Source organism: Paraburkholderia youngii (genome assembly GCF_013366925.1).
Classification (GTDB): Bacteria; Pseudomonadota; Gammaproteobacteria; order Burkholderiales; family Burkholderiaceae; genus Paraburkholderia; species Paraburkholderia youngii.
Map to the genome: position 1 here is coordinate 1,696,151 of NZ_JAALDK010000001.1, position 25,625 is coordinate 1,721,775.

Here is a 25,625-nt window from a genome sequence, read left to right on the forward strand (position 1 = left end):
CTTACGCGATCGCGAACCGGGCGCCGGGACGCAAACCTACGGGCACGCATGACTTCGTGAAGCTGCACGTCGCGCACTTCATGCGCAGCGCAACACCCAATGGGCTATCAACGATTTGCCTCGCAGGGAGGCGATCTCGGCGGCATCGTGACGAACATCATGGCTAAACAGGCGCCGCCCGAACTGATGGGGATTCACGTGAACTTCCCTGCTTCCGTTCCTGTAGAGGTTCTGAAGTCGCTCGCCGCGGGCGACGCGATGCCTGCCGGCTTATCGGACGAGGAGCAGCACGCGTATGAACAGTTGAGCGCCAACTTCAAGAAGAAGCGCGGCTACGCATTCGAAATGGGCACACGCCCGCAGACGCTGTACGGACTCGCCGACTCGCCGGTCGCGCTGGCGTCCTGGCTGCTCGATCATGGCGATGGCTACGGCCAGCCCGCTGCGGCGTTGAGCGCGGCAATGCTCGGTCATCCCGTCAACGGTCATGCCGCAGGTGCGCTCACGCGCGACGACGTGCTCGACGACATCACACTCTATTGGCTCACCAATACCGGGGTTTCGGCGGCTCGCTTCTATTGGGAATCGCACGCGAACTTCTTTCTCGCGGCCGACGTCAATGTGCCCGCCGCTGTGAGCGCGTTTCCGGGAGAGAACTACCAGGCGCCAAAGAGTTGGACCGATAAGGCATATCACAACCTGATTTACTTCAACAAGCCCGAAACTGGCGGGCACTTTGCCGCCTGGGAAGAACCGATGATCTTCGCGAATGAAGTGCGTACGGGGTTAAGGCCCTTGCGCGCGTAAATGCGAAGCGCTCCAGCACGCAAGTGTCGGAGCGCTCACGCTGTCGGGCAAATCGAACGCAGCAGTGATCAATCTCGGCCAGATCAGCTCGCGCGGCGGCGATGTGATCCTGATTGCGCGACACGGACTGGAAACATTCGCGCGGACGGCCGCTGGACAGCGTCATGCTCCAGCGAGTGCAAGCGGCCACAAACGGCCGCCCGCATACGTTGACGGTTCGACATTCGGGCGCGCGCTCTGCCTTGTAACGGGCCGTCCCATGTCAAAGAAGAACACTCAGTCATCGGGTAGAACGCTCATAATTCACGATGCGTTGGACGTCATTCGCGAGGAACCAGCGAAGAGGGTCTTGACAGCCCTTCAGTGCGAATGAGGCGTGCCCTCAGGGACCGTGAACGTCACCGTCCGCCGGCACTCCGTGCAATCAGCGAATACGTGATGTTGAGCGTCGACCAACTCCACGAGCATCTTGTGCTGGCCGGGTGGCAGACCCGCGACGCTGATTGTATTGACATCATTCGCTTCTACCCAACCCCAAGGTAAATCGTCGATGTGTACGTGCAGATGCCCGATTCGTGGAGACACGGTAAGCGCGGCTGCCCCGAACACCGGAACGATATGCACGTTCTCCACCCGATATTGGATCCAGACGATCCCGTGGGCCAGCCCTGCCGGAAGCGGCGTGGGATCCACGATCAGTTTGGGCTGGGGCTCGTTTTTGATGGCGGCGTACGGTGAAGCGATCCCGACCTCCCCGGTGCTCTGGGCGAAGGCGTTCGTTGCGAGCACGGCACCAGCCGTAACTGCGGCAAGCGTATTGATCAGCATGTTCATTTGCGTTCTCACTAGTTGATCCCCAAGTAGAGAAAGTCCGAATAACTTAGCTTGGAATCGCTGGGCCATGTCATGGCAGTTGGACAGATGTGACTTCCGAAGCTCTGGGACAGCGATGGCGTATTTGAGCGGGTGAGCGTATCCCGCTGATGTCAGAAAGTCGGCTGTGCGTAAGCGTGCGTATCCCTGACCGGTGTAGATACAGCGGGATACAAAAGGATGCGGTGCGGGGCGGACGCCTGCGCTGAGAATCAGTCGATGCTCAACGTGACGCCCGGTTGCCGGTCAGCGACAGAACCATGAGCGAACGTCGGTTGAGGCTCTGACAACGGCCCGTTCTGATGGGAGCACTCTCACGGAGGCTCTGAGGTCGTGCACAGCCGCTCGACGTCAACTGAAGCTGCCGCTTGCCCAGACCGGCCCGATACCGTCGTCAGCTGAGGACCCGTATCAGCCGCTGATACTTTGAGGGACCAACGACCGCTGTGGCCGAAGACCGGCCCCACGTCGCGGTATCAGCAAGTTCCCGATCCCTTCGCTAGGAGAGGCCGCACGGCCGCTTGGCCGTGGAGCCGCGGACCGCACGACCGCCATCAATCCGGCTGCTCGAGGTGCCATCCTAGCCTGCCGCCGCGCACGGTTGTAAATCACCTGATGGCGCCGGTTGTCGGTCATCAGTTCCGGGCGCAGCAGTCAACCCCGTCGCTTTTTAGCGAGGGGTGGTCTACGCGGCCGCGCCCGTAGGACCACACCTGCAGGCCCGGTCAACCCGAGGCATGGCATGCACCCGGCTCCCAGCCTCCCGCCCTTGACCCGCCACAGTAGCCGATAGCGGGCGCGCATCAAGGGGCAAGGGACCGTGTTGCCCGCACCCCTCCCTCGCCTTTTTCCTTGACACACGCGCGCGATCGACTCCTCCAGTCGCACGGGCGGGAACCCGGGAGCCAGGCGGTAGCAACGCCAACCCCGAGTTCCACCGGGAAGTGTCCAGCCGCAATAGCAAGACACCTCCCCTCGCCCGGTTCAGGTCCTCACCCTTGACTGTGGAGATTGCCATGCAACTCGCTTCCTCTTTCCATTACGGGTCCCCGATGCTGCGCGCTGACTCGCCGCTTTCGGACGACCAGATTCCCCACGTTGCCCCTTCCATCTTCGCGGACGGCAAGCACGAAAGCCGCTCCGAGCGCTACACCTACATTTCCACCATCGATGTGCTCCGCGGCCTGCGCAACGAAGGCTTTCAGCCGTTCATGATCTGCCAGACCCGCGTACGCGATCAGGGCAAGCGCGAATTCACCAAACACATGCTGCGGCTTCGCCACGCCGACCAGATCCCCGGCGAGGAAGCCGACGAAATCGTGCTGCTGAACTCGCACGACGGCACCCAGCACTTACCAGATGCTGGCGGGCACATTCCGGTTTGTCTGCCAGAACGGCATGGTCGCGGGCGAGAACATCGCCGATATCCGCGTGCCACACAAAGGAACGTCATCCAGAACGTGATCAATGGCGCTTTCGACGTCCTTGAGGGCTTCGACCTGATCCACGAGCAAAAGGAAGGCATGCGCGCCATGACGCTCGATCGCGACGAACAACAGGCGTTCGCCCGATCCGCACTCGCGTGGCGTTACGACCCAACCGATGCCGAAGCGCCCGCGCCAAAGAAACCGCGCTCCGACTTGGCGAGCTTTTCGCCGCGTTGCAAACAATCGCAGTCTCCCTCTCTGACCGAGCGTCCACTGCCCGAAATAGCTCACCTCTCATGCAATCGATGAATTTTTTCAGTGACTGCATAAGTCGCGAGACGGAGAAGCTCTACGCCAGGTGTTCTCTCGCGCAGAAGTGCCTTTATGCTTCTGCTACCATTCGAATCAACGGTCATACGGCATAACCCGAAAAATGTCTGCGGACCATGACATCATCGGTAAGGTGCTCGGTCATGTGAACGAGCTGGTTGCACTGCTAAAGCCGCTTGCCCGCCACCGTCGCATGGAGCGATGCGGCAGCGTGCCGCTAAGGCGAACCGTTCTGGCGACGTTGCGCTGCGCACAAAAGCGGAATCTATTCGAACACTGAGCGGGCAAGTCACTCGCGCAGGCGACGCCGTCTATCGCCCTCTTATTGCGGTGCCCGAGCTGCAAAACACGGAAACCATGACTTTGGCCTCCGTCACGAAAGCGATTCCTCCAGAGCATGTCATCTGAGCCTCGGTCCCACTCGATTGCAGATAGCAGCCAGGTCTTATGGGAGGATGGCGAGCGAATCTTCTCGCGCGCATCGCGCTTGAGCCCGGATGGCGCGCCGACTTCGGTCATGGAGTTGCGACCTTTGGCTACCGGCTGCTCGCCCGCGAGCCTCGAACGCCTGGCTCACGAATACGATCTGAAGGAAGAGCTTTCCGGCGATTGGGCCGTACGGCCGCTCGAACTAGTGTCTGAGGGCGGTCAGGCCGTGCTGGTTCTGGAGGATTCGGGCGCCGTTCCGCTCGACCGGCTGATAGGCACTCCCATTCGACTGGAACGCTTCCTGCAGTTCGCCATTGACATCGTCACTGCTTTGGGCAAGGCTCATCAGCGCGGCCTCATCCACAAGGACATCAAGCCGGCGCATATCCTGGTGAACGACGCAACGGGCGAGGTTAGGCTCACCGGCTTCGGCATCGCCTCGCGACTCCCGCGCGAACGCCAGAGCCCGGAACATCCCGAATTGATTGCGGGAACCCTCGCGTACATGGCGCCCGAGCAGACCGGCCGGATGAACCGGTCGATCGATTCGCGCAGCGATCTCTACGCGCTCGGGGTCACGTTGTACGAGATGTTGACCGGAACCCTTCCATTCACTGCGCTGGATCCCCTGGAATGGGTGCACTGCCACATCGCGCGACAGCCCGCTGCGCCGGATGAGCGCGTCTCAGGCATTCCTGCCCCGCTCTCGGCCATCGTAATGAAACTGCTGTCGAAACCCGCCGAGGATCGCTATCAAACCGCGGCCGGCCTCGCGTGGGATCTCAGAAAATGTCTGGCTGAATGGCAAGCCGCTCATCGGATCGATCCTTTCCCGCTCGGAACGCACGATACAACGCGACAGCTTTTGATCCCCGAGAAGCTCTACGGGCGCTGCAGTGAAATCGCGACGCTTCTGGCTGCATTCGAGCGCGTTGCGGTGCAAGGCACGCGCGAGCTGGTCCTCGTATCCGGCTACTCAGGAATTGGAAAATCCTCCGTCGTCAATGAGTTGCACAAGGTGATCGTGCTGCCCCGGGGTATCTTCATCTCGGGAAAATTCGACCTGCGCCTGAGAGACATCCCATACTCAACATTGGCCCAGGCATTTGCCGAACTGATCCGACAAATTCTGAACGGCCAGGATGCCGAAATTGCGAGCTGGCGCGATGCGATCGCAGAAGCCGTTGGCCAACTCGGGCGATTGCTGACCGATCTGATTCCCGAACTCGCGAGCTTGATCGGGCCCCAGCCTCCCGTTCCCATACTCTCGCCACTGGAAACCCAGTTGAGGTTCCAATCCGTCTTTCAAAAGTTCGTTGGCGTGTTCGCGCGCGCCGAGCATCCGCTCGTGATTTTCCTGGACGATCTGCAGTGGCTCGATCCGGCCACATTAACCGTGGTCGAATATTTGATCACCCATGCGGACACGCACCACTTGCTATTGATCGGCGCGTATCGCGACAACGAAGTCGCGACCGGGCATCCGCTGATGGATATGCTCGGTTCGATTCGCAAGGCCGGGACCATGGTGCATGAGATCGTACTCGGCCCGCTCTCGCCGGAGGACTTCGGCGAACTGCTTTGCGACGCTTTCAGATGCACGCGCGAGCAAGCCCTGCCTCTAGCCAGACTGCTGCACCGGAAAACCGGCGGCAATCCATTCTTCGCGGGCCAGTTATTGACGAATCTCGTTGAGGAAGGCCTTCTCGAGTTCGAGCCTGATTCAGCCTCGTGGCGGTGGAATCTCGAGTACATCGACGCGAAGGGCTTCACCGAAAACGTCGTAGAGCTGATGATCTGCAGACTGCAGAGGCTCTCGCCTCGTGCACAGGACGCGTTGAAGTTGCTGGCGTGCCTCGGCAGCCAGGCGGACTTCAGCACCCTGGCGAGCGTCTGGGGCGACTCCGAGGCCAAAGTCCTTGCGGATTTCGCCGACGCCGTCCGGGCCGGCGCGATCGTGTCCATGGACCGCAGCTTCAAGTTTCTCCATGACCGGGTGCAAGAAGCCGCCTATGCACTGATTCCGACCGAATCCCGCGCAGAGCATCACTTGCGCATTGGCCGCCTGCTTTTGTCGAAGCTCGATGAAGCGGACATTACGACCAGGATTTTTGATCTCGTGAACCAGTTGAATCATGGATCCGAGCTGATGATCGAACGGTCCGAACAACATCGCGCAGCGACCCTCAACCTCAATGCCGCGAAGAAGGCGAAGGCCTCGACCGCGTATCGTTCGGCTTGCAATTATCTCGCGGCCGCTGCGTCGCTGCTTTCGCAGCAAGGGTGGGACGACTGTTACGAGTTGACCTTCAGCGTCTGGTTCGAACGGGCCGAATGCGAGTTTCTACTCTCCCATTTCAGCGAAGCCACCCGATGGATCGATGACATATTGCTTCGAGCGCGATCGAAAATCCACCGCGCCGAGGCCTACCGGCTCAGGATGGTCCTGCAGCTGGTGAATGCCGACAATGCGTCCGCAGTCAGAACCGCTCGCGAATGTCTGGAAATGTTCGGCATCGACTTGCCAGATCATCCTACGGATGACGAATTATCTGCAGAGTACGATGCCGTCTTCATGCGCCTCGGCGCGCGCCCGATTGAAAGCCTCCTTGACCTCCCGATGATGGAAGACCCCGAGATGCGAGAGGTCATGCAGATCTACCATATGCTAGGGCAGACCGCCTATTTCACCGATATGAACCTCGCCCAGACGATTGCCTGCCGAATGGTCGTCGTGACGCTGCAATACGGCACGACCGAATCGGCTGTCATCGCCTATGCGTTCATCTCCATTCTTCTAGGTCCATACTTCCACCGATACCGGGACGGCGAGGCGTTCGCCCGGTTGTCGGTCGCCGTCGCGGAGAAACATAGTTTCGCGGCTCAACAAGTGGCCGCGCACTTTTTCTTGCAAATGGCGGTTCTCTGGACGCAACCGATCGAGGTCGCATTAGGGTGCGTCGATACTGCCATGCGACATGCGCAAGAAACAGGCGAAGTCATCTATGCCAGCTTCAGCCTCGAACATCGGCTGACGGACCTTCTGGCACGCGGCTATCGCCTCGATGAGGCGTGGCTCGATTCGATCAACGCAATCGAGTTCGTGAAACGAATCCACTTCCGTCACGTGCACGATATTCTGTCCAGCATCCAACATTTCATCCAGAGGCTTCGCGGCCGCACCCGCGACCCGACGGTGATGGAGGACGCCGCGATCGATGCTCAGATCACGGAAGGCGGCATTGCCGTGGTCAACTGTTTCCACTGGATTTTGCAGGTCCAGCGCCATTATCTGCTGGGCGAACCTGAGAAGGCGCTCGCGTGCGCCGACAAGGCCAAACCACTGCTTTGGTCCGGACGCTGCCACATCCAGTTCGCGAACTACTGCCTTTATCATTCGCTCACGCTCGCCGCGGTTCACGGCTCTGCATCAGCTGATCGACAAGCGCAGATCAAGGCGGACATCACCGCAAATATCGAGGCGTTCGCAAGATGGGCGAAAAGCTGCCCGATCACGTTTGCGCACAAGCATCTGCTGCTGCGCGCCGAACTGGCCCGTCTGAACGGGCACGCAATGCAGGCCATGCGGTTCTATGAGCATGCAGCCCGCTCGGCAGGCGAGCAGGGATTCGTCCAGGACCAGGCACTGGCCAACGAGCTCGCTGCGCAATGCTGCTTTGCCGCTGGCCTCGAACGCGCCGCGTACGCTTATTTGCGTGAGGCGCGGGACTGCTATTCCCAATGGGGCGCGCACGGCAAGGTCGAACAACTGGATCGGCTCTACCCCTTGAGCAAACCCGAAGCCGCGCCTGTCTCACGCGTGACCATCGAGGAACGCGGCGAGCAGCTGGATCTCGCGACCATCGTGAAGACGGCTCAGGCAATCTCAGGCGAAATGGTGCTCGAAAACCTGCTCAAGTCCTTGATGACGACTGCAATCGAGCATGCTGGCGCCGAACGCGGTCTGTTGATCCTTCCACAGGGCGCCCTGCTGCGCGTCGAGGCCGAAGCCACCATTCAAGGTGGCCGGGTCATCGTGCAATTGCAGCAACAGCCACCGAGACCGGTGGCCTTGCCGGACTCGCTCTTGCGCTACGTCGCAAGCACGCGTGAACCTGTCATCATTGACGATGCCTCAGCCGAAAACCGCTTCTCCGACGATCCCTATCTCCGCCAGAAATGCGCTCGCTCAGTCCTTTGTCTGCCGTTGCTCAAGCAGGCCGGGCTGATCGGTGTGCTCTACCTGGAGAACAACCTCACGCCCGGCGTCTTCGCTCCGAAGCGCATCGCCCTGCTGAAGCTGCTCGCGTCGCAGGCGGCGATCGCATTGGAAAACGCGCGCCTTTACCGTGACCTTGCAGAACGTGAAGCAAAGATCCGGCGCCTCGTCGATTCCAACATCGTCGGGATTTTGATCGGGGATCTCGAAGGTCGGATCCTCGAAGCCAATGACGCGTTCCTTCGTATGTTGGGATACGGCCATGACGATCTGCTGGTGGGGCGTCTGAGATGGAGGGACCTGACGCCGCCTGAGTGGCTCGAGCGCAGCGGTGTTGAATGGGAGAAGCTGGAGAAGACCGGGATATTGCAGCCCTACGAAAAAGAGTACTTCAGGAAGGATGGCAGCCGCGTGCCGGTGCTGGTCGGCATTGCCATGCTCGGCGAGAACGCGACTCAAGCTATCGCGTTTGTGCTCGATCTGAGCGAGCTCAAACGGGCGGAAGCTCAGGCGCGCCAGATGCAGCTCGAGCTCGCGCATGCGAACCGCGTCACTGCCATTGGGCAACTCGCAGCGTCGATCAGCCACGAAATGAAGCAGCCGATTGCTGCGACAACTGTCAATGCGTCGACAGGTCTGCGCTGCCTGGGTCTCGACCCACCTAATGTCGAGGAAGCCCGTCGGGCGTTCGATCGTATCGTTCGTGACGCGAGGCGTGCAGGCGAGGTGATCAAGCGGATTCATGGCCTTGTCATCAAGGCCCCTATGAGCAATGAGATCGTGGAGATCAACGAAGCGATCCGCGAGGTGATGGCGCTCACGTCCGGCGAGGCTAACCGGAACGGCGTTTCCGTGCGGTCGCGGCTTGCGGAGGATTTACCGCCCGTCAAGGGCGACCGCGTGCAAATACAGCAGGTGATCCTGAATCTCATTATCAACGCCATCGATGCAATGAGTGCGGTTGACACAGGGCCGCGGGAATTGTCGATCGACACCGCGATGACCGAGCCGGGCGTCGTCCGTGTGGCCGTGCGCGACTCCGGCCCGGGTATCGCCCCGGAGAACCTCGAGCGCCTCTTCGAGCCGTTTTATACGACCAAGGCCAGCGGAATGGGCATGGGGCTGCCGATCTGCAATTCAATCGTCGAGGCACATGGCGGCCGCCTGTGGGCGAGCAACGACCCCGACCGCGGTGCGATCTTTCAATTCACGTTGCCCATCGATCCGGCCGTTTCAGCATAAGCCGGCCCAAACCGACACCAAGGTATATTGACTCCCGGTTCCCAAAAGCCGATCGTTGTATCGTGAGGCACGCTGTAGAATGGGGTCGCGATGGAAAACGAACTCAGGCGTACTGTGGATGCGCTCCCCGGGTTGGTCTGGACAGCCTTTCCTGACGGCCGCATCGAGTTCGTCAATCGACGCTGGTGCGAATATACGGGGCTTTCCGTCGAGCAAGCGTCGGGCGAAGGCTGGCAGACGGCGTTCCATCCCGATGATCAGCCGGGACTGATCGAAGCCTGGCGAACCGTCCTCGCCTCCGGCGAGCGGGGCGAGGCGGAAGCGCGCATGCGTCGCTTCGATGGCGTGTATCGCTGGTTCACATGCCGAGCCAGTCCGATCACCGATGCTACCGGTCAAGCCGTAAAGTGGTGTGGGATCAACTCGGACATCGAGGACCGCAAGCAGACCGAAGCTGCGCTGCGCGCGCAGGAACAGCGCTTCGAACTGATCGTCGATGGCCTCCCCACCCGGGTCATCCTTTTCTCGCGCGACGGGGACGTCTTGCATGCCAACCGTCATACGCTCGAATTTTCCGGCTCGACCCTCGAGGAGTTACGGGGATGGAAAACCAACGGCCTGACCTATCCCGATGATCGGGCGGCGGTGATCGCCCGGTTCCGGGCGTCGATCAGCACCGGCGAGCCCTATGATGCGGAGTCGCGCCATCGCCGTGCCGATGGAGTCTACCGATGGTTCCGCGTGCAAGGCTTTCCGTTGCGCGATAACGAGGGCCGAATCGCTCTCTGGTATTTCCTTCAGACGGATATCGATGATCGCAAGCGTGCCGAGGCGCTGCTCGAGGGCGAGAATCGCCTGCTGGAGATGGTCGCGACAGGGCAGCCTTTGCCGAACGTTCTCGACGACCTATGCCGACTGGTCGAAGAGATCGCGACCGACTGCGTCTGCAGAGTCACCTTTCAAGAGACACACGACACCGCGTGCCTGCATCTGGGGTCTCCCGGTCTCCCGAAGCGTTTCCTCCCTCGTGCCGGTACGCGTGCCACCTCCTCTGACTCCGGCCCGCTGGGCATGGCGGTGTCCCTCAAGGCGCAGGTGATCGTGCCCGATGTCGCGTCGGACGCGCGCTGGACCAAGGCGTGGCGCGAGCGCAGCCTCGCGCATGGATTGCGTTCCTGCTGGGCGACGCCGATCCTGTCGCGTACCGACGAAGTGCTGGGAACGTTCACGCTATTTCGGTCCGCTCCCGGCGATCCCACGCCTATCCAGCGCGAACTGATCGCACAGTTCACGCACATCGCGAGCATCGCCATCGAGCGGGCACATAGCATCGCTGCGCGCCAGGAGGCGGATGAGCGCTTACGCCAAAGCGCGGCGCTGATGGCCAAAGTGGAGCAGCTCAGTTCGAGCGGAAGCTTCTGCTGGCACCTTGAAACCGGCGCGTTCACATGGTCAGATCAGCTTTACCGCATCTTCGGGATCCAACCGGGGGTGCCGATTACGATAGACACGATCGCCTCCCGCTTCCACCCTGGCGACCGCCATCTACTTGACGAAATGATCGAGCGGGCGCGAGATGGCAAAGATCTGGAGTTCGAAATCCGCCTGCTGCTGCCCGACGGCCCGGTCAGGCACATTCACATACAGGCGCACGCCACGCGCGACCCGCAAGGCTCGCTGGACTACATCGGCGCCGCGCAGGACATGACGGAGCGTCGGGCGTCCGAAGATGCGCTCCTCGCGTTGCGCGCCGAATTGGCCCATCTGAGCCGGGTCAACAGTCAAGGCGCGTTGACGGCCTCGATCGCGCACGAGATCAACCAGCCGTTGACTGGCATCGTGACCAACGCCAGCACCGGTCTGCGCATGCTGAGTGCAGAACCGCCCAATGTGGAAGGCGCGCTCGAGACGGTACGACGCACGATCCGCGACGGGCACCGCGCATCCGAGGTAATGAGACGCCTGCGCGCGCTGTTCAGCAACAAATCCATCACGACCGATACGGTCGATCTGGTCGAAGCGACTCGGGAGGTGATTGATCTGCTGCAAGGCGAGATTCGCAACAAGCGGATCGTGCTGCATCTGAAGACGGCCGACAATCTGCCGACTGTCGCCGGGGACAAGATCCAGTTCCAGCAGGTGGTGCTCAACCTTCTTGTCAACGCGGTGGAGGCGATGAATGGCGTCGACGACCGGCCACGGCAGATATTGGTGAGCATCGAGCCCGACGATGGCGACCACGTGCGGCTCTCTGTGACCGATTCGGGCGTGGGCATCGACCCGCAGCTTGCCGGCAAGCTCTTCGATCCGCTTTTTACGACCAAGCGGGAAGGCATGGGCATCGGCCTGTCCGTGAGCCGTTGCATCATCGAAAGCCTCGACGGCCGGTTGTGGGCCTCCCCGAACAAAGACCGCGGCGCCACATTTACTTTCTCCATTCCGTGTCGGGCGGACAGCGTGGCCGCCGCCGAGCGGTCCGCGCCCACAGGACAGTCCGCGCGCGCGGACGCGGAGCGACCCTAAAGGAATCTGTGATGACAGAGCGCCCGCTTATCGCGGTGGTCGACGATGACGAGTCGGTGCGCGAATCGCTGCCCGACCTGCTGCATATGTTCGGCTTCGCAACCCGGGCATTTGGGTCGGCAGAAGAATTTCTGGCCTCCGGATGCGCCGGTGAAGTGCGCTGCCTGATCCTCGACGTCGCCATGCCCGGCATGTCCGGCGAGGACCTTCAGCACGAGCTCAAGCGGCGCCGGGAAGCCATTCCGATCGTCTTCATCACGGCGCATGGGGACGAGGTGCTGCGCCCGCGCATGCTCGAACAAGGTGCCGTCGATTGTCTGCTCAAACCCTTCAGCGACACCGCCCTTCTCGGGGCGATCCAGGCCGCGCTCAAGGTCGAATGATTCACCCCGGGGCCTGTGAATGGAGTTCGAAATGATACCCGCTCGTGCAGTTGAAGCCGCCTCGAAATCGTCGTCGGCGCAAGCCACGCCGGTCGTCTTCGTCGTCGATGACGATGTCTCGGTGCGTGAGTCGCTCGAAGCCATGATTCGCTTTGCTGGTCTAAGAAACCTTAACAAAATGAACAAAGGGGCTGTTTACTCTCGATGAATCCTGTTAACCTTTTCATTGTTTCGACGACGAAAAGGACATGGCTAAACCCATACTCGACGACGAACTTTGGGCACTCATTGAACCGTTACTGCCCCCTCCCAAACCAAGGCGAAGCCGTTATCCTGGGCGCAGGCCGCTCGATGATCGTGCGCTGCTCACTGGCATCCTATTCATCCTTCAGACAGGCCTGCGCTGGGACCTGCTGCCACGCGAGATGGGCTGCGGCAGCGGCATGAGTTGCTGGCGCCGTCTGCGGGACTGGCAGGCTGCTGGCGTCTGGGACCGACTGCATGAAGTCCTGCTCGCCAGGCTGCGCGCGGCTGACCAGATTGACTGGTCGCGTGTCGTCGTCGATTCCTCCTCGATCCGCGCCGTGGGCGCAGGTCAAAAACGGGACCGAATCCCACGGACCGCGCGCGACCCGGTTCAAAGCACCACCTCATCACCGAAGCGCAGGGCATCCCGCTCGCGGTAATTCTCACGGGCGCCAACCGTAACGATGTTACCCAGCTTCACCCACTGGTTGACGCCATCCCACCCATTGCTGGCAAGCGTGGCCGGCCGCTTTCGAAGCCCCGCATTGTTCAAGGCGATCGGGGCTACGATCACGACAAATACCGCCGTCCGCTACACGCAGCCGGCATCGCGACTGAAATCGCCCGACGCGGCGAGCCCCACGGCAGCGGACTGGGCAAAACACGCTGGGTGGTCGAGCGCACCATTTCGTGGCTTCATAACTTTCGACGACTGCGCATCCGCTTCGAACGTCTTGCATTCATCCATGAAGCCTTCATGAAAATTGCCTGCTGCATCATCTGCTGGCGAAAGCTGAAGAACTCATTTTGTTAACGCCTCTTAGGGCAGAGACCTTTGCTTGCGCCCAGGACTTTCTCGAACGCACGCGCGCGATGGTCCCGAACTGTCTGGTGCTGGATGTCAGCCTGCCCGATCTCAGCGGCCTCGACCTGCAAAATCTGATTGCTTCCGAACGTACCGACATGCCGATCATCTTCATCACCGGCTACGGCGACGTGCCGATGACGGTGCGAGCCATGAAGGCGGGAGCGGCCGAATTTCTCACCAAGCCGTTCGACGACCAGGTGCTGCTCGACGCCATCCGGCACGCGCTCGAGCGCAGCCGCGCGGCGCTGACCGAAGAAGCCGGGATGCAGTCGATCCGTGATCGCTACGCCTCACTCAGTCGACGCGAGCGGGAGGTCATGGCGTTAGTGGTATCCGGCCTGCTGAACAAACAGGTCGGAGCCGAACTGGGCATCAGCGAGATCACAGTGAAGGTGCACCGCCGACACGTGATGCGAAAGATGGACGCGCGCTCGCTCCCCGAACTCGTCAACATCGCGGGACGACTAACCCAGAGCACGCACGGGCGTGAAGGCTAGGTCACCTTACCCGCAATTCAACAGGTGCCTCGTCGCGATAGCCTCCTCCGAGCGCTTTCGACAGCGCGATCGCCTGACTCAGGCGCTGCCCGTCGAGCTCCAGCATGGAGATGCGTTCGAGCAACACTGCCTGGCGAGCGTCCATTGCCGTCAGTCGGCTCGCAACGCCCCTTTCATAGTGAGCCTGCGCACTGGCCTCGGCGAACGACACCGCGTCGACTTTCTCTGCCTGCAGCACGGCTTCCTGGTCGAGGTCCTGAAGTCTGCTACCCGTTGCGGCTACGTCGCGCACGGCGTTCAGCACGGCCTCGTTGTACTGCGCGATGAGCGCGTTGCTCGCCGTGCGCGCGCCGCTCAGGTTGGCGTTGAGCCGGCCGCCGTCGAAGATCGGCAGATACAGACCGGGAATCAGATTGATCTGCTGACTGGCATGTGTAAAGAGGTCCGCAAGGTGCAGCGCGTTGAGGCCAAAAAACGCCTTGACGTCGAAGCTCGGATAAAACGCGGCCTTCGCGGCGTCGATACGGTCGAACGAAGACTGCACATACCAACGCAGCGCTTGCAGGTCCGGACGACGAGCAAGCAGTTCGTATGACAGTGTCGGCGGCAATGCGGACTGCTGCAGCGGCAACGCGACGGGCCTGATGTCGGAAAGATCGTCCGGACCTGCGCCAAGCAACGCACGCAGCGATTCACGAAATTGCGTGACGCTGGCGCGCGCCGCCACAAGCCGCCTTTGCGTCGCCAACAGTTGCGCACGCGCCAGCTCGGTCTGGGTGACGGGCTCCAGGCCTCGTGCGGCACGTGTCGCGTGTGCATCCACATCGAACGCTGCGACATCCTGCAACTGCGAGAGCAGATCGATCAGTTGATACGTCGTCTGGATACCATAGTAAATCTGCGCGACGTCCGTGGACATTTCGAGTTCAATGCCGGCGACTTCCGCCAGCCGAGCGTTGTGCACGCCGATCGCAGCTTCAACTTGCGCGCGCTGCTCGCCCCAGATATCGATGTCCAGGCTCGCGCCGAGCCCAACGATGCCCTCCGTGTACCACGGCCCCGTCGCACCGATCGCAGGTTCGTTCGTCGAGTAGGCCCCGAGGAAGCCGTTCGACGACACGCGCTGACGGTCGAGCGCGGCGAGCGCCGTAACCTGCAGATTCGTCCCCGCGCGCACCAGATCGATATCCGATTTCGCCTGCGCGACGCGCGTATGCGCGATCACGATCGTCGGCGAGCTGGTAAGTGCCCGCGCGATCAACGAATCGAGTTGCGGATCGCCGTAAGCGCTCCACCATTGCCTGGCTGGCCAATCGCCTGGTTCGAGATGAATGTCGCCGCTAATGCGGATTTGTTCCGGGGCGATTACGGCATAAGGTTTTGTATCGTGCCGGATCAGCGCGCAGGCCGACAATGTGCACGCCAATACGGCCAGTACGCCTTTGCGCAGCAAACGATACGCTAGCGGATCAGAAGAGCCGGTCGCGATTGCGGTGTTCATGTCGCGATCCCGTTGTCGAAGAACTGATGATCGCGCCATGCCGGCAGGGTCGACACCAGTCCCATCAGACGCGTCGCCCGTGCAGTCAACCGATCGTATGCACGCTTCGCTGCATCCGTGAGCAACAACGCTTCCTCATCGGAGAAAACGGGAACCGGTGCGTGCACTGACTGCTGGCCCCCGGTCAAGTTGCTTGCGTACCCTTCCAGCGATACCGCGACCGTCGTTGCCCAGATCGCTGCGGCGCGCCGCGCACTACCCTCCCCATTCGGCTGCGACCGGCGTTCCGCTTCGAAAGCGCCCGCAGCCAGCAGGATTTCGCGGGTCTGCGCAAGCACCGTCTGGACATGGTGCTGAAAACCTTCCCGCTGCCCTTCGCCCATTTGCCAGCCAGGCTCCAGCGCGACGCGAGCGGCCATCGCCTCACAATCTGCAAGTTCAGCCCAAAGCGCATTGGGCGCCGAGATTGCGTCTTCCTGCTGTCGCAAACTGGCGGCAAGCTTGCGCAGCAGAGCGCCGACACGTTGACGCAGCGCCTCGCCTTCCGCTTCGGGCCATATCGATGCATGCACGACGGTCGATATCGCCACCCCCAGCAGAATGCCGACTATCCGGTCCCTGATCTCGGTGAGATTCGTCGTCGGTGCGAACTGACCGAGCAAGGCCAGCCCGAACGTGAACATGAGTTGGGTGCCCGCATAGCTGATCCGCTCCGATCCCGCGCTGATCCATGCACCCAGCGCAATCACCGGCAACGACATCATGAGCAGGCCGACAATGCCGTCGAGGCGCGGCACCACCCATACCACCATCGCGAGCGCGATCGCGCTGCCGAGCGCTGCACCGCCAATCCGCAGGATCCCGCGCTGACTCGTCGCGCCGAGACTTGGTTGCGCGACGATCAGCGACGACAGCATGATCGTGTGTATGCCCTGCCAACCAGTCGCCAGGTAAAAGAGGTAGCCGACCATCGCCGCTAGTAGTGTTTTCAACGCGAACTGCAGATAGACCGGGTTCGAGAACGCATCAGGGACAAGAAAACGCTGTTTTTCCCGTTCCGTTTCCGTCGAATCGGGCGCCGCCGATCTGCTGGCAAATGCGAGAAACGCTTCCCGCATCTCCTCGACCGCACCTGGCATGCCGAGGTCCACAATGTTCGTGAGCCGCTCCGGCACGGTGAAGCGCTCCCCCGTGCGAATGGCGTGGGCGAAACGCTCGTATGCGCCGCCCAGTGCATGCAGGACGCCAGCCGGGACATTCGCCATGCTTTCGGGCAAATGAGCCGCCGCCGCATACAACCGCGACACCGTTGCGACACGCGCCAGATGAAACGCCTGCCGGCGCCGGTAATTGGCGTCCCGCATCGTCGCGAACCGCAGCAGACGTTGCAGCGTCAGAGTTCCGTCTTGTATTGCTCGCGCGTTGAGCGCTACAACACCGCGCTCGCCACGCTCGAGGTGCGCGAGAGCCAAGCGCGTTACCGCAAGTTGCCCAAGCATGGCATCTTCGAGTTGCTCTACAGGCTCCGCAGGCAGACATAACGTGTTGATCAGCAGCGTGATCGCAATCGCGTAGTTCACAGCGACCCACACCCATAGCACAATCCGTACGAGCGCCTCGGCGTGATCGGTCAGGTCCACGAACGACTGGACATAGATCACCACGATGCCGACGACAAAGAAAGCAGCACCGATTTTTGCCACCCGCATCAGATAAGCGCTAACGAAGAACAGTCCTGCCGACAGCAGGATTCTCAGCAACGGGTAATCGAACGTCAGCTTCAGCACAAGAATCGCACTACCGATGGCCAAGGTCACACCGACCACGAACACGACGCCGACCAGACGCGTCATCACCACGTTCGACTGTGTGACATAAAACACGACGAGTAACGACAGCGCGAGAAACGGCACCTGTAACGTCATGGATATCGTAATGACGATCGCACACGCGAATACGCAGCGCAGCATCACGTTTGCACGCCCCGGTTGAGCGCGGTTCTCATCGACGAGAAAGCGGGAGAATCGCCGCAAGCCCGATGAATGTACGTCGGCTGTCGCCATCACGTCGCCCTCAACGTCTGGATGTCGCCGCGTCGCCGCGGTTGAGCGTTGCGACCGCCGAAGTACCGATGCGGAACAGCTCGGGATCGGGATTGCGCACGGCGATCTTGACCGGGAAGCGCTGCGATACATGCACCCAGTTGATGGTGCGCTGCACGCTCGGAAGACCCTGTTCCACTACGCCGCCATCGTCTGGCAGCACGCCATAGCCGACCGAATCGACCACGCCAGTGAAACGTCTGGCGGTGTCGCTCATCAGGTACACGGTCGAAGGCGTCCCTGCATGGACGCCCTTCAACTCCGTTTCCCGAAAGTTGGCGACGACATACCAATGCCGCGTATCGATCAGCGTAAAAACAGGCTTCAGTGCCGATGCGAATTGCCCGACCGTCGTGCGCAGCGAGACCACCCGACCGTCGAACGGCGCATGCACCTCCGTGAACTCGAGATTCAGCTCGGCAAGGGCAATTTGTGCCCTGACCTCCGCGCGCTGCGCGACCAGCGCATCAACGCCGCTAACTGCCGCGCTAGCCTGCTGCGCCTCGCGCATCGCGGCATTGAGTTCCGCCTGCGCGGAGCGCTGCGCAGTACGTGCGCGATCGACTTCCTCGGCGGATACATAACCCTGCGCGAGCAAGGGTTCAGTACGGCGCAGTGTGTCCTCGGCCTGATTTGCCACTGCGCGGGCCCGCTCGACGGCAGCCTGCACGGAATCCGCGTTGTATTGCTGCGCATGGACCGTACGCTGCGTCAAAACGATCTGGTTGTTGAGCGTGTCGAGCCGTGCGCGCGCCTGATCCAGCGCAGCCTGATAGGGGCGCGGGTCGATACGCAGTAGCAGATCGCCTTGCTTGACGGCCTGATTGTCGCGTACGGGAAGCTCGATGATCCGGCCGCTGACTTCGGGAACGACGCTGATCGTGTCCGCGTACACATACGCGTCGTCGGTGGACGGTGCGTGATCGAGCCGCCACAGAACCACGACCAGCAAGCCGATGGCAATCAGCACAATCGCAGCGGCAGGAAGCTTCTTCATGTGCCGCGCGGCGCGAGCGTCGTCAGTCATTTTGGCCCACGTCAACGGTGAAAAAACGCCAACCAGGCGGCCATCGCGAGCAGCGCACTCAGCGCCGGATAGCTGACGGCGAGCGGTGCGAGCGCCAGGATCGCACCGCGCCGGCTCAATGCGAGGTGGACGAGAATAGTCCCCGTGATGCCGCCGAGAATGCAGAACAACCAGTCCGGAAAGGCTGCACCCAACAGCGGGATCGATGGCGCAAATGCGCAACCGCTGAGCAACACAGCGGGCATTGTCAGCAATGCCAGACTAACGACACTCGAGCGGCTCATTGCGGGTCGTTGGCCGTAGGGTGACCTTCGCTCAAACGTTCGCTGACACTGTCTCCGTTCCACGCCGCCAGAGCGAACGCGACAACACATGCGCCTTTACCGAGGCATTCGACCGTCGAGACGAGAGCAAGGGCAATGCTGTGCGTGTACTCGAGAGGTAACGCCGGTGCTACGGCAAATACACTTGCGGCGCAAATGAATGCGAAGACGTGACGGGTCAAGCGCAGGTCGACAATGGCAGCGAAACCAATGAGGCAAACCGGTACCTTCGACGCCACCACAGCGAGCAGTGAGGTTGAATCAATCGACCCACTCAGTTCGAGCGGTGCCTCAATCAGTGTCCAGCAACAGACCACAATGATTGATACCTTGAGCAGGCGCTCCGATCTGGGCGCGAGATCGTCGGCATCCACCGAGACTCCCGACACGTAGTGCTCGCCGGGAACGCGCTTCGTCAAATTGCCAAAGCCGTGGTTCATCACACAGCCCTCCACCCGGACATGGCAGGCCGCGCTGGCGCTGGCGGATATACATTCCACGATCCATCGTCGTGACGGAAGAAGAAAATCGACAGCAGACCGCCGGAAAGCACCGTTTCGACGCACACGCAGCGCCGATGCATGCCAGTGCCGCGAACCCGCACGACATGCGCGCGCATCGCGAGCGTAGGCGCGAGCCATTTCTCGACGGCCCAGCGCAGGGTCATTTCGGTCGGGCTCATGGTGGCCTCCTTCGCGCCTTTGTCCGTATCAAACTCAAGTGAGGGGATTCACGCCGCAGTAACCGCTGCGCGATCGGTTTTGAGCCGGATGCCGATGAGGGCGCTCACGAGACACAGCAGCGCGTGGACGCCTGCGCCCGGATGTTTGAGGAATGCATGGATCTGTTCGCTGCGGCTTTCACCAACCAGACACCATGCGCAGAAGTGCTCGCAATTGTTCGTCAGCAGGCGATAGCGGTCTTCGCCGAGCCGCGAGCGGGCGCGCAGCACGGTTTGGAGGCCGGAATACTTCGGGTACGGACGCCGACGCACGGCAACCGTGTGACCATCCGCGAACTCGTCGAGCGGGACTTCCTCGACGGGGCCGCGACGCACGGACTTCACGAAACCCGCGTAGTGAATGACCCTGCCGCTACCGACATAAATGCCGTGATGTTCGTAGCCGTGGCGTTTCGTGATCAGGTGGGCACCGAGAGCGGGTTCGTCATTTGAGTCGCCGAGCGCGACGTCGGTCGATGTATAGGCGGCTGCACGTTGTGCGCAGTATTCAGTGCCTGATTGGTGGCGGTTACGATTCATTGCTCAGCTCCAGGTCCTCGGGGGCAAACGGCCGATGCTACAAACGAGCCATGCCAGTGCATGAAAAAGCGGGCTCGTTTGGAGTGGCGGCTTGCGAACCAATCTAGGGCGTCCCCAACGCAGGCGCAATTACACCTTGGGGTGCAAGACACGTATTTGCTGAGATCCGAAGGTGTGACTAACACCATCGTGCAATGGCTCCCCGCTCCGCCGCGGGCCTAACCTCGCCTGGTGTACGAAGACTGTTGGAGATGATCCATGGATAAGAATCGTGGGCGTTCCGCGCCCGCCCCACTGAAGGCTGGCCATGTGTTCGAAGAATTTGCGAGGACTCTGTGGTACCTCCATGCGCCGCTTGCAGCGTTATTTGTGTTGTTTCTTGTGCTTTCGGCGGTGATGTACTACGCCGGCGGTCCAATCGAAACGGCAAGCGAAACGCCATCCTCGTTTGGGAAAGTCCTCTACTTTTGCATAATCACGGCGCTCACGATCGGCTACGGCGACGTGGTGCCCACCACCGTCGTGGGTCGGATCGATTCGGTGCTGATCGGAGTGCAGGGCGTATTGGTGACGAGTATGGTCACAGCCGCGTTCGTGCACGCGGTTCAGGAGGCAGCGCGCCACGCCCGCACGCAAGATGATGCCTAGCTCCTATGCGGCCGCGGCAAGTCCGACATTGGCAAAAATGACGAAGCCGCTCCGGCTTCACGAAAACCAGCAGCCCACCCGGAATACGCTGCCAATGCCAACACGCGCCCAACAGGTCGTCAGTAGTGCGGCCAGAAGCATGGCGCCGACCATGAACGCGAGAATCAAGTAACCGGCCGGTGTCATAGGGCCGCCGGCAACGGCAGCCCACTGTCTGGCGCTCGTCGCGATCTGGATAATGCGTCGCACCTGGCCTGTGATGTAAGCGCTACAAAGGCGCGCCGCAATGGGGGTGAAGATTTCGCTTTTCATGATGAAGGGGCGCCGCAAGCACCATCCAGACAGGTCCCAAGACAAAGACCTTGTATAGCGAGCCGATCTGACCGCCATCTCGCTGGCATTCGCGAAGAAAGTTTAGGCTGCGCACCAATTTAGGCCTCGCCGGCCACAGTCGCAACTACACTTTGGTAGCAGGTTTCGGTGGCCTTCTTTCCTTCGGCGCCTCGGTGTGGTTACACCTTCGTGCAATTGAGCCGCGCAACATCAACGGCCTAAAGTTGCTCTATACGGGCAACGTCTCCCAACGCTGACGTCGCTCGAACGTAGCCAATCGCACACCGCAATGGGACGGTCATCATGCTCACTGACGTACTCCAACTCTCGCGCGCGCAATTCGCGATGACCACGATCTTCCACATCGTGTGGCCTATCCTCACTGTCAGTCTGTCGGCATTTCTGCTGCTGATCGAAGTAATGTGGATTCGCACCGGCGACGTGATGTACTACCGCCACGCCCGCCACTGGAGCAAGCTGCTCGCGCTCAATTTCGCGATCGGAGTGGTGACTGGTATTCCGCTGGAATTTCAGTTCGGTACCAACTGGTCCGGCTTCGCACAGTTCAGTGGCCAGTTCGTCGGCAATATTCTCGGCTTCGAAGGCGCAATGGCGTTCATGCTCGAAGCCGGATTCATCGGCGTGATGATGCTCGGCTGGGGACGTGTGTCACGTGGCGTCCACGTCTTTGCCACGGCGATGGTCGCGCTCGGATCCAGCATTTCCGTATTCTGGATCATGGTCGCCAATTCGTGGATGCAGACGCCCGCCGGTATCACCGTCGTCAACGGCAAGCTCGTGATCACGGACTATGCAGCGGCCATCTTCAACCCCGACATGGTGTGGGCCGTCTCTCACATGTGGACGGCCGCGATCGAAACCGGGATGTTTGTGATCGCAGGCATCTCGGCATACCACCTGTTCCGCCGGAGGCACCCTGAATTCTTTGCGCGTTCCTTCAAGATCGCACTGGGCGTGCTCGTCGTCGTTGCACCGCTTCAGGTCTGGCTGGGAGACTCCAGCGGCACCAGCGTGTTCGCGACTCAACCCGCGAAAGGTGCCGCCATCGAAGGGCACTGGCAGACCAACAAGCCGGGCACAGGCGCCGCATGGTCGCTCGTTGCATGGCCCGATCAGCAAAAACAGCGTAATGACTGGTCGATCGAAGTGCCGGGCCTCCTGAGCATTCTCGGCACGCACTCGCTGCACGGACGGGTCTCGGGGCTCACGGACTTCCCGCGCACCGACCAACCGCCGATGCTGCCGCTCCTCTACTACGCGTTCCGGGTGATGGCCGGCATCGGCTTCGCGTTCATGCTGCTCGCGCTCTGGAGCGCGTATGCGCTGCACAAAGCGCGCGGCAATCTCGAGCGCCTCCTTGCGCAGCGCAAGCTCCTGCTCGCATGGGTACTGTGCATCCCGCTGCCTTACGTTGCCGTCGAGGCCGGATGGATCGTACGCGAGGTGGGACGTCAGCCATGGGTCGTCTACGGACTGCTGCGAACGAGTCAAGCCGTGTCCGCCGTGCCCGCGTCCTCGGTAACGGCCAGCATGGCGATGTTCTTCGTGTTCGACGTCGTGTTACTCATCAGCTTCTTCTTACTCGCGCGGCGTTGGCTGAAGAACGGTCCCGATCTCGCTGCCACACCGCCCACGACCACGAGCATCACGCCCCAAACGATGGCGGCCGAATACTGAAACTTCCTTCTCAAACTCAAGGGAGATCGTTCGATGGAAAGCACCACTCATTCCCTGCTGGCCCTCACGTGGTTCGGCCTGATCGGCCTGATGCTGGCCTTCTACGTCGTGACCGATGGATTCGACCTTGGTGTCGGTATGCTCACTCTGCTGAGCAGAAATCGCGGAGACCGGGACGTGATGGTTCAAACCATCGGTCACGTGTGGGATGCGAATGAGACATGGCTGGTCGTGGTCGGAGGCGCCCTGTTCGGCGCGTTCCCGGCTGCCTATGCGGCCTTGATGCAAGCGCTCTATCTGCCCGTCATGGCGATGATAGCCGGGCTGATCATGCGGGGTGCAGCCATCGAATTCCGCCATAGCGCGGAGCACGGAAGCCTATGGGACGTCGTGTTCGGCGTGGGCAGCCTCGTCGCGGCCATCTCGCAGGGCATCGTACTCGGCAAGGTGATCACGGGGTTCGTGCCAGGAGGATCCAGCACTGCGTTCATCACGGTGACAGCCATCGGGGTCGTCAGCGGCTACAGCCTGCTCGGCGCGACGTGGCTCGCCAGGAAGGCGGTCGGTCCGCTCGAACGTTGGGCCCGCCGGCTGGCCCTGTTGAGCGCACAGTTCACCGTCGCGGCCGCGATCGTGCTCACCGCGGCGACCTGGTTCGACAGCGTGGCGGTCCATGCCCGCTGGTCCGAGCCGGGGGTGTTCGCGCCGCTTGCGGTGCTCGGCGTACTCGCCGTCCTCTCGTACGGCTGGCTCGTGGCGTCGCTCTATCGCGGACGCGACCGCGGGCCCTTCGGGGCGGCGATAACGCTTTTCATCGTGTCGTTCGCGGGCCTTGCGATTGGCCTCTACCCCTACTTCATTCCGGGCAGGCTCACGATCTTGCAAGCCGCGTCGGACACCCTGACCCTCGCGTTCATGTTGATCGGAATCGGCCTCGTGTTCCCGGTGATGATCGGCTACAACCTGCACCAGTATGCGATCTTCCGCGGCAAGGTTATCGAGACGCCCCACGCGTGACAGCACGCGATTTCAGCGAAAAAGCCCCATTCCAGGAGCAGCCAGTGAAAACGTCAGAGTACGCTACGTTAGACGACGCACGAGTCCAGGTCGAAATTCTCGAACAGTCCGAGACCACACTCATCATTCGCTGGGTGGAGCCTGGACGATGTCACTATGGGGAGCAGCGCTGGCGTCTTCGCCATGCGAATGCGCCGGGCGTGTGCGTCGTGTCGCGGCGTGCAATCCGCCGCGGCGACGCCGTCTTTCGCCCCGCCGAGCGCCCCACTCCAGCAAATGCATCGGCGATGATCTCTGTTGAAGCGTTTGGCTATTCAAATCGCGGCGTTGGCTTCAACTCAACGGAATCCGCACGTCGCATATAATTCCGACGCTCTTCCTCATTAGCGACGCTGCGCTGCAGCGTCGTTCTCAAGTCGCTCGCATCGGAAAGTAACATGCCGCTCCAAAGAGCGGCGAACATGAACAGCTGCTGGACCGCGAAAGCCCGTCAAGCGAGTCGAATCGCCGGTTGAGCCAATCCGTTGATTTGCTCCGCCGTCCAGAGCAGAGTTGCCCGGCGAAAACCGTGCAGCGCCTGCTGATGGCGTCGGTACAACATCGCGTGACTGAGCTGGGCAAGCTTGCCCCGAATGATCCCCCCAGGAAACAATCCAAAACGACCCAGCGTACCGAACGAGTCGTACTCGCTCAATGACACGAGCGATCCGAAGTCCCGGAATACGAAGCGAGGAAGAGGCTTGTTGTGAAGGACCCATTCCGGCAAATGGCGCACCAGGTGCTCGGCCTGCTGAGTCGCCACCTGCGCAGTAGGAGGCAGCGGTCGCTGCGCACCTTGCGGCGTGAGCGAAGCGCAATCGCCGAGCACGAAAATATTCTCGTCGCCCAAGGCCTGCAGCGTGCCCGACACCACGATCTGGTTCGACCGGTTGGTCTCGAGGCCAGCAAGCCGGTTCATGAAATCGGGAGCCTTCACGCCTGCCGCCCATACCATCAAATCCGCTTCGGCAAGCTTGGCGTCTCCGTACACAAAGCCTCCCGGTTCCACAGCGGAGACTCCAGTCGAGGTCAGAACGCGAAAGCCAATTCTCTCGAGCCGTTGCTGGCTGGCTGACGAGATCTCCGCAGGGAATGCGGGAAGCACGCGTGGTCCGGCCTCCAGAAGCGTCAAGCGCAGCCTGTCTCTAATCGCAGGATCGCCGTAGCTGGCCGCGAGCTCGAAAAGATGACTGAGCTCGGCCGATAACTCGACCCCGGTAGCACCAGCGCCCACGATCGCAATCCTGAGCTCCTCATCCTTGACCACGGAACGAAGAGAATGCTCGCGCAATGCGACGTTGAATGTCTCTGCCTGCTGTTGACTGTCAATAAGATGGCAATGCTCGAGGACTCCAGGCACGCCGAAGTCGTTCGCGCGGCTGCCTATGGACAGCAGCAGCACATCGTATGGAACTGTTCTCCGCTCGAGCATCAAGCCGCCATCGTGCGATTCGATTGCGGCAAGTTGAACTTCACGTCCTTGTCGGTCCAGTCCGCACATTTCTCCCGGCTGATACGTGAAGCCGTGTTCGCGCGCATGGGAAAGATAGATTACACGCTGCTGATTCACATCGCGCGTACCTGCCGCAATCGTGTGCAGCATCGGTTTCCAGATATGCGTCGGGCTTCTGTCGATCAAAGTCACGCTTGCTTCACCCGACCGGCCTAACCGGTCGCCGAGTCTGGTTGCAAGCAGAATCCCGGCGATTCCGCCACCTACGATAACGATACGAGTTGGCTTTTTCATAGCAATCACTCAATAAACGAAGAACGATTTCGATTAACCTGTGCCGACGACAATGCACTGGTTGGCAATAGCGGTTCCTCCAATG

At 61.1% G+C, this 25,625-nt stretch carries 21 protein-coding genes and 1 pseudogene; 12 read left to right on the forward strand and 10 right to left on the reverse strand.

Annotation, left to right across the window (positions count from 1 at the left end):
* Positions 1-102 precede the first annotated feature (102 nt).
* Positions 103-807 (forward strand): annotated as a pseudogene (locus G5S42_RS07840) (epoxide hydrolase); the annotation flags it as partial.
* 360 nt (positions 808-1,167) lie between these two features.
* On the opposite strand, the gene G5S42_RS07845 reads toward G5S42_RS07840, so the two are convergent.
* Positions 1,168-1,641, reverse strand: coding sequence for a DUF6130 family protein (locus tag G5S42_RS07845; RefSeq protein WP_176106255.1), 474 nt, complete (start codon positions 1,639-1,641; stop codon positions 1,168-1,170).
* 1,055 nt (positions 1,642-2,696) lie between these two features.
* On the opposite strand from G5S42_RS07845, the gene G5S42_RS07850 reads away from it, so the two are divergent.
* The 7 genes from G5S42_RS07850 (at position 2,697) to G5S42_RS07880 (ending at position 13,844) form a co-directional block, all read left to right on the forward strand.
* Complete coding sequence (locus G5S42_RS07850) at positions 2,697-3,416, forward strand: DUF932 domain-containing protein (RefSeq protein ID WP_446686551.1); 720 nt, start codon at positions 2,697-2,699, stop codon at positions 3,414-3,416.
* Between the two features lie 538 nt (positions 3,417-3,954).
* Positions 3,955-9,327 carry a trifunctional serine/threonine-protein kinase/ATP-binding protein/sensor histidine kinase gene (locus G5S42_RS07855; protein ID WP_246391858.1) on the forward strand — a complete coding sequence of 1,791 codons (5,373 nt, stop codon included), beginning with the start codon at positions 3,955-3,957 and terminating at the stop codon, positions 9,325-9,327.
* A gap of 90 nt (positions 9,328-9,417) precedes the next feature.
* Complete coding sequence (locus G5S42_RS07860) at positions 9,418-11,850, forward strand: PAS domain-containing protein (protein WP_176106257.1); 2,433 nt, start codon at positions 9,418-9,420, stop codon at positions 11,848-11,850.
* 11 nt (positions 11,851-11,861) lie between these two features.
* On the forward strand, positions 11,862-12,233 hold the full coding sequence (locus G5S42_RS07865) for a response regulator (protein ID WP_176106258.1): 372 nt from the start codon (positions 11,862-11,864) through the stop codon (positions 12,231-12,233).
* Positions 12,234-12,252: 19 nt separating this feature from the next.
* Positions 12,253-12,441, forward strand: coding sequence for a hypothetical protein (locus G5S42_RS07870; RefSeq protein WP_246391860.1), 189 nt, complete (start codon positions 12,253-12,255; stop codon positions 12,439-12,441).
* 40 nt (positions 12,442-12,481) lie between these two features.
* Positions 12,482-13,293 (forward strand): IS5 family transposase gene (locus G5S42_RS07875; protein WP_176105867.1). Its coding sequence is split into 2 segments (ribosomal slippage): positions 12,482-12,830 and positions 12,830-13,293, totalling 813 coding nucleotides; the frame shifts between segments, so codons are not numbered across the junction.
* The gene (locus G5S42_RS07880; RefSeq protein ID WP_281374984.1) at positions 13,287-13,844 is read left to right on the forward strand and encodes a response regulator transcription factor; all 558 of its coding nucleotides are present in this window, start codon (positions 13,287-13,289) and stop codon (positions 13,842-13,844) included. Before G5S42_RS07875 ends, G5S42_RS07880 begins: the two co-directional genes overlap by 7 nt.
* Position 13,845: 1 nt before the next feature.
* Here G5S42_RS07880 and G5S42_RS07885 read toward each other — a convergent pair whose 3' ends face one another.
* Genes G5S42_RS07885 through G5S42_RS07915 form a run of 7 tightly spaced genes read right to left on the reverse strand, consistent with a single transcriptional unit; the run spans position 13,846 to position 20,058 of the window.
* A complete protein-coding gene (locus tag G5S42_RS07885) occupies positions 13,846-15,345 on the reverse strand; it encodes an MdtP family multidrug efflux transporter outer membrane subunit (protein WP_246391864.1) in 1,500 nt (499 codons plus the stop codon).
* The gene (locus tag G5S42_RS07890) at positions 15,342-17,408 is read right to left on the reverse strand and encodes an FUSC family protein (protein WP_176106259.1); all 2,067 of its coding nucleotides are present in this window, start codon (positions 17,406-17,408) and stop codon (positions 15,342-15,344) included. The genes G5S42_RS07885 and G5S42_RS07890 overlap by 4 nt, the downstream gene beginning before the upstream one ends.
* Positions 17,409-17,418: 10 nt before the next feature.
* A complete protein-coding gene (gene mdtN / locus G5S42_RS07895) occupies positions 17,419-18,474 on the reverse strand; it encodes a multidrug transporter subunit MdtN (protein WP_176106260.1) in 1,056 nt (351 codons plus the stop codon).
* A gap of 11 nt (positions 18,475-18,485) precedes the next feature.
* Positions 18,486-18,758: a YtcA family lipoprotein gene (locus G5S42_RS07900; RefSeq protein ID WP_176106261.1), complete on the reverse strand. Its 273-nt coding sequence runs from the start codon at positions 18,756-18,758 to the stop codon at positions 18,486-18,488.
* Positions 18,755-19,237, reverse strand: a complete 483-nt coding sequence (locus G5S42_RS07905; protein ID WP_176106262.1) for a hypothetical protein — start codon at positions 19,235-19,237, stop codon at positions 18,755-18,757. The genes G5S42_RS07900 and G5S42_RS07905 overlap by 4 nt, the downstream gene beginning before the upstream one ends.
* Complete coding sequence (locus tag G5S42_RS07910; RefSeq protein ID WP_176106263.1) at positions 19,237-19,479, reverse strand: hypothetical protein; 243 nt, start codon at positions 19,477-19,479, stop codon at positions 19,237-19,239. The genes G5S42_RS07905 and G5S42_RS07910 overlap by 1 nt, the downstream gene beginning before the upstream one ends.
* A gap of 48 nt (positions 19,480-19,527) precedes the next feature.
* Positions 19,528-20,058, reverse strand: a complete 531-nt coding sequence (locus G5S42_RS07915) for a lecithin retinol acyltransferase family protein (RefSeq protein ID WP_176106264.1) — start codon at positions 20,056-20,058, stop codon at positions 19,528-19,530.
* Positions 20,059-20,316: 258 nt separating this feature from the next.
* Between G5S42_RS07915 and G5S42_RS07920 the strand changes: the two genes are divergently transcribed.
* Positions 20,317-20,706, forward strand: a complete 390-nt coding sequence (locus tag G5S42_RS07920; RefSeq protein WP_176106265.1) for a potassium channel family protein — start codon at positions 20,317-20,319, stop codon at positions 20,704-20,706.
* 57 nt (positions 20,707-20,763) lie between these two features.
* On the opposite strand, the gene G5S42_RS07925 is transcribed toward G5S42_RS07920, so the two are convergent.
* Positions 20,764-21,018, reverse strand: coding sequence for a hypothetical protein (locus tag G5S42_RS07925; protein ID WP_176106266.1), 255 nt, complete (start codon positions 21,016-21,018; stop codon positions 20,764-20,766).
* A gap of 324 nt (positions 21,019-21,342) precedes the next feature.
* Between G5S42_RS07925 and G5S42_RS07930 the strand changes: the two genes are divergently transcribed.
* The 3 genes from G5S42_RS07930 to G5S42_RS07940 are packed head-to-tail and all read left to right on the forward strand — an operon-like array spanning position 21,343 to position 24,119.
* The gene (locus tag G5S42_RS07930; protein WP_176106267.1) at positions 21,343-22,737 is read left to right on the forward strand and encodes a cytochrome ubiquinol oxidase subunit I; all 1,395 of its coding nucleotides are present in this window, start codon (positions 21,343-21,345) and stop codon (positions 22,735-22,737) included.
* Positions 22,738-22,770: 33 nt separating this feature from the next.
* Complete coding sequence (locus G5S42_RS07935; RefSeq protein ID WP_176106268.1) at positions 22,771-23,754, forward strand: cytochrome d ubiquinol oxidase subunit II; 984 nt, start codon at positions 22,771-22,773, stop codon at positions 23,752-23,754.
* Positions 23,755-23,798: 44 nt separating this feature from the next.
* A complete protein-coding gene (locus G5S42_RS07940) occupies positions 23,799-24,119 on the forward strand; it encodes a DUF3331 domain-containing protein (protein ID WP_176110414.1) in 321 nt (106 codons plus the stop codon).
* Positions 24,120-24,244: 125 nt separating this feature from the next.
* On the opposite strand, the gene G5S42_RS07945 is transcribed toward G5S42_RS07940, so the two are convergent.
* Positions 24,245-25,540, reverse strand: coding sequence for an NAD(P)/FAD-dependent oxidoreductase (locus G5S42_RS07945; RefSeq protein WP_176106269.1), 1,296 nt, complete (start codon positions 25,538-25,540; stop codon positions 24,245-24,247).
* Positions 25,541-25,625: the final 85 nt, after the last annotated feature.

What these genes read in the sequence shown, in the direction of transcription:
- G5S42_RS07845 (WP_176106255.1), bottom strand. Translation starts at nt 1,641, where the DNA reads ATGAACATGCTGATCAATACGCTTGCCGCAGTTACGGCTGGTGCCGTG.
- G5S42_RS07850 (WP_446686551.1), top strand. Translation starts at nt 2,697, where the DNA reads ATGCAACTCGCTTCCTCTTTCCATTACGGGTCCCCGATGCTGCGCGCT.
- G5S42_RS07855 (WP_246391858.1), top strand. Translation starts at nt 3,955, where the DNA reads ATGGAGTTGCGACCTTTGGCTACCGGCTGCTCGCCCGCGAGCCTCGAA.
- G5S42_RS07860 (WP_176106257.1), top strand. Translation starts at nt 9,418, where the DNA reads ATGGAAAACGAACTCAGGCGTACTGTGGATGCGCTCCCCGGGTTGGTC.
- G5S42_RS07865 (WP_176106258.1), top strand. Translation starts at nt 11,862, where the DNA reads ATGACAGAGCGCCCGCTTATCGCGGTGGTCGACGATGACGAGTCGGTG.
- G5S42_RS07870 (WP_246391860.1), top strand. Translation starts at nt 12,253, where the DNA reads ATGGAGTTCGAAATGATACCCGCTCGTGCAGTTGAAGCCGCCTCGAAA.
- G5S42_RS07885 (WP_246391864.1), bottom strand. Translation starts at nt 15,345, where the DNA reads ATGAACACCGCAATCGCGACCGGCTCTTCTGATCCGCTAGCGTATCGT.
- G5S42_RS07890 (WP_176106259.1), bottom strand. Translation starts at nt 17,408, where the DNA reads ATGGCGACAGCCGACGTACATTCATCGGGCTTGCGGCGATTCTCCCGC.
- mdtN (WP_176106260.1), bottom strand. Translation starts at nt 18,474, where the DNA reads ATGACTGACGACGCTCGCGCCGCGCGGCACATGAAGAAGCTTCCTGCC.
- G5S42_RS07900 (WP_176106261.1), bottom strand. Translation starts at nt 18,758, where the DNA reads ATGAGCCGCTCGAGTGTCGTTAGTCTGGCATTGCTGACAATGCCCGCT.
- G5S42_RS07905 (WP_176106262.1), bottom strand. Translation starts at nt 19,237, where the DNA reads ATGAACCACGGCTTTGGCAATTTGACGAAGCGCGTTCCCGGCGAGCAC.
- G5S42_RS07910 (WP_176106263.1), bottom strand. Translation starts at nt 19,479, where the DNA reads ATGAGCCCGACCGAAATGACCCTGCGCTGGGCCGTCGAGAAATGGCTC.
- G5S42_RS07915 (WP_176106264.1), bottom strand. Translation starts at nt 20,058, where the DNA reads ATGAATCGTAACCGCCACCAATCAGGCACTGAATACTGCGCACAACGT.
- G5S42_RS07920 (WP_176106265.1), top strand. Translation starts at nt 20,317, where the DNA reads ATGGATAAGAATCGTGGGCGTTCCGCGCCCGCCCCACTGAAGGCTGGC.
- G5S42_RS07925 (WP_176106266.1), bottom strand. Translation starts at nt 21,018, where the DNA reads ATGAAAAGCGAAATCTTCACCCCCATTGCGGCGCGCCTTTGTAGCGCT.
- G5S42_RS07930 (WP_176106267.1), top strand. Translation starts at nt 21,343, where the DNA reads ATGCTCACTGACGTACTCCAACTCTCGCGCGCGCAATTCGCGATGACC.
- G5S42_RS07935 (WP_176106268.1), top strand. Translation starts at nt 22,771, where the DNA reads ATGGAAAGCACCACTCATTCCCTGCTGGCCCTCACGTGGTTCGGCCTG.
- G5S42_RS07945 (WP_176106269.1), bottom strand. Translation starts at nt 25,540, where the DNA reads ATGAAAAAGCCAACTCGTATCGTTATCGTAGGTGGCGGAATCGCCGGG.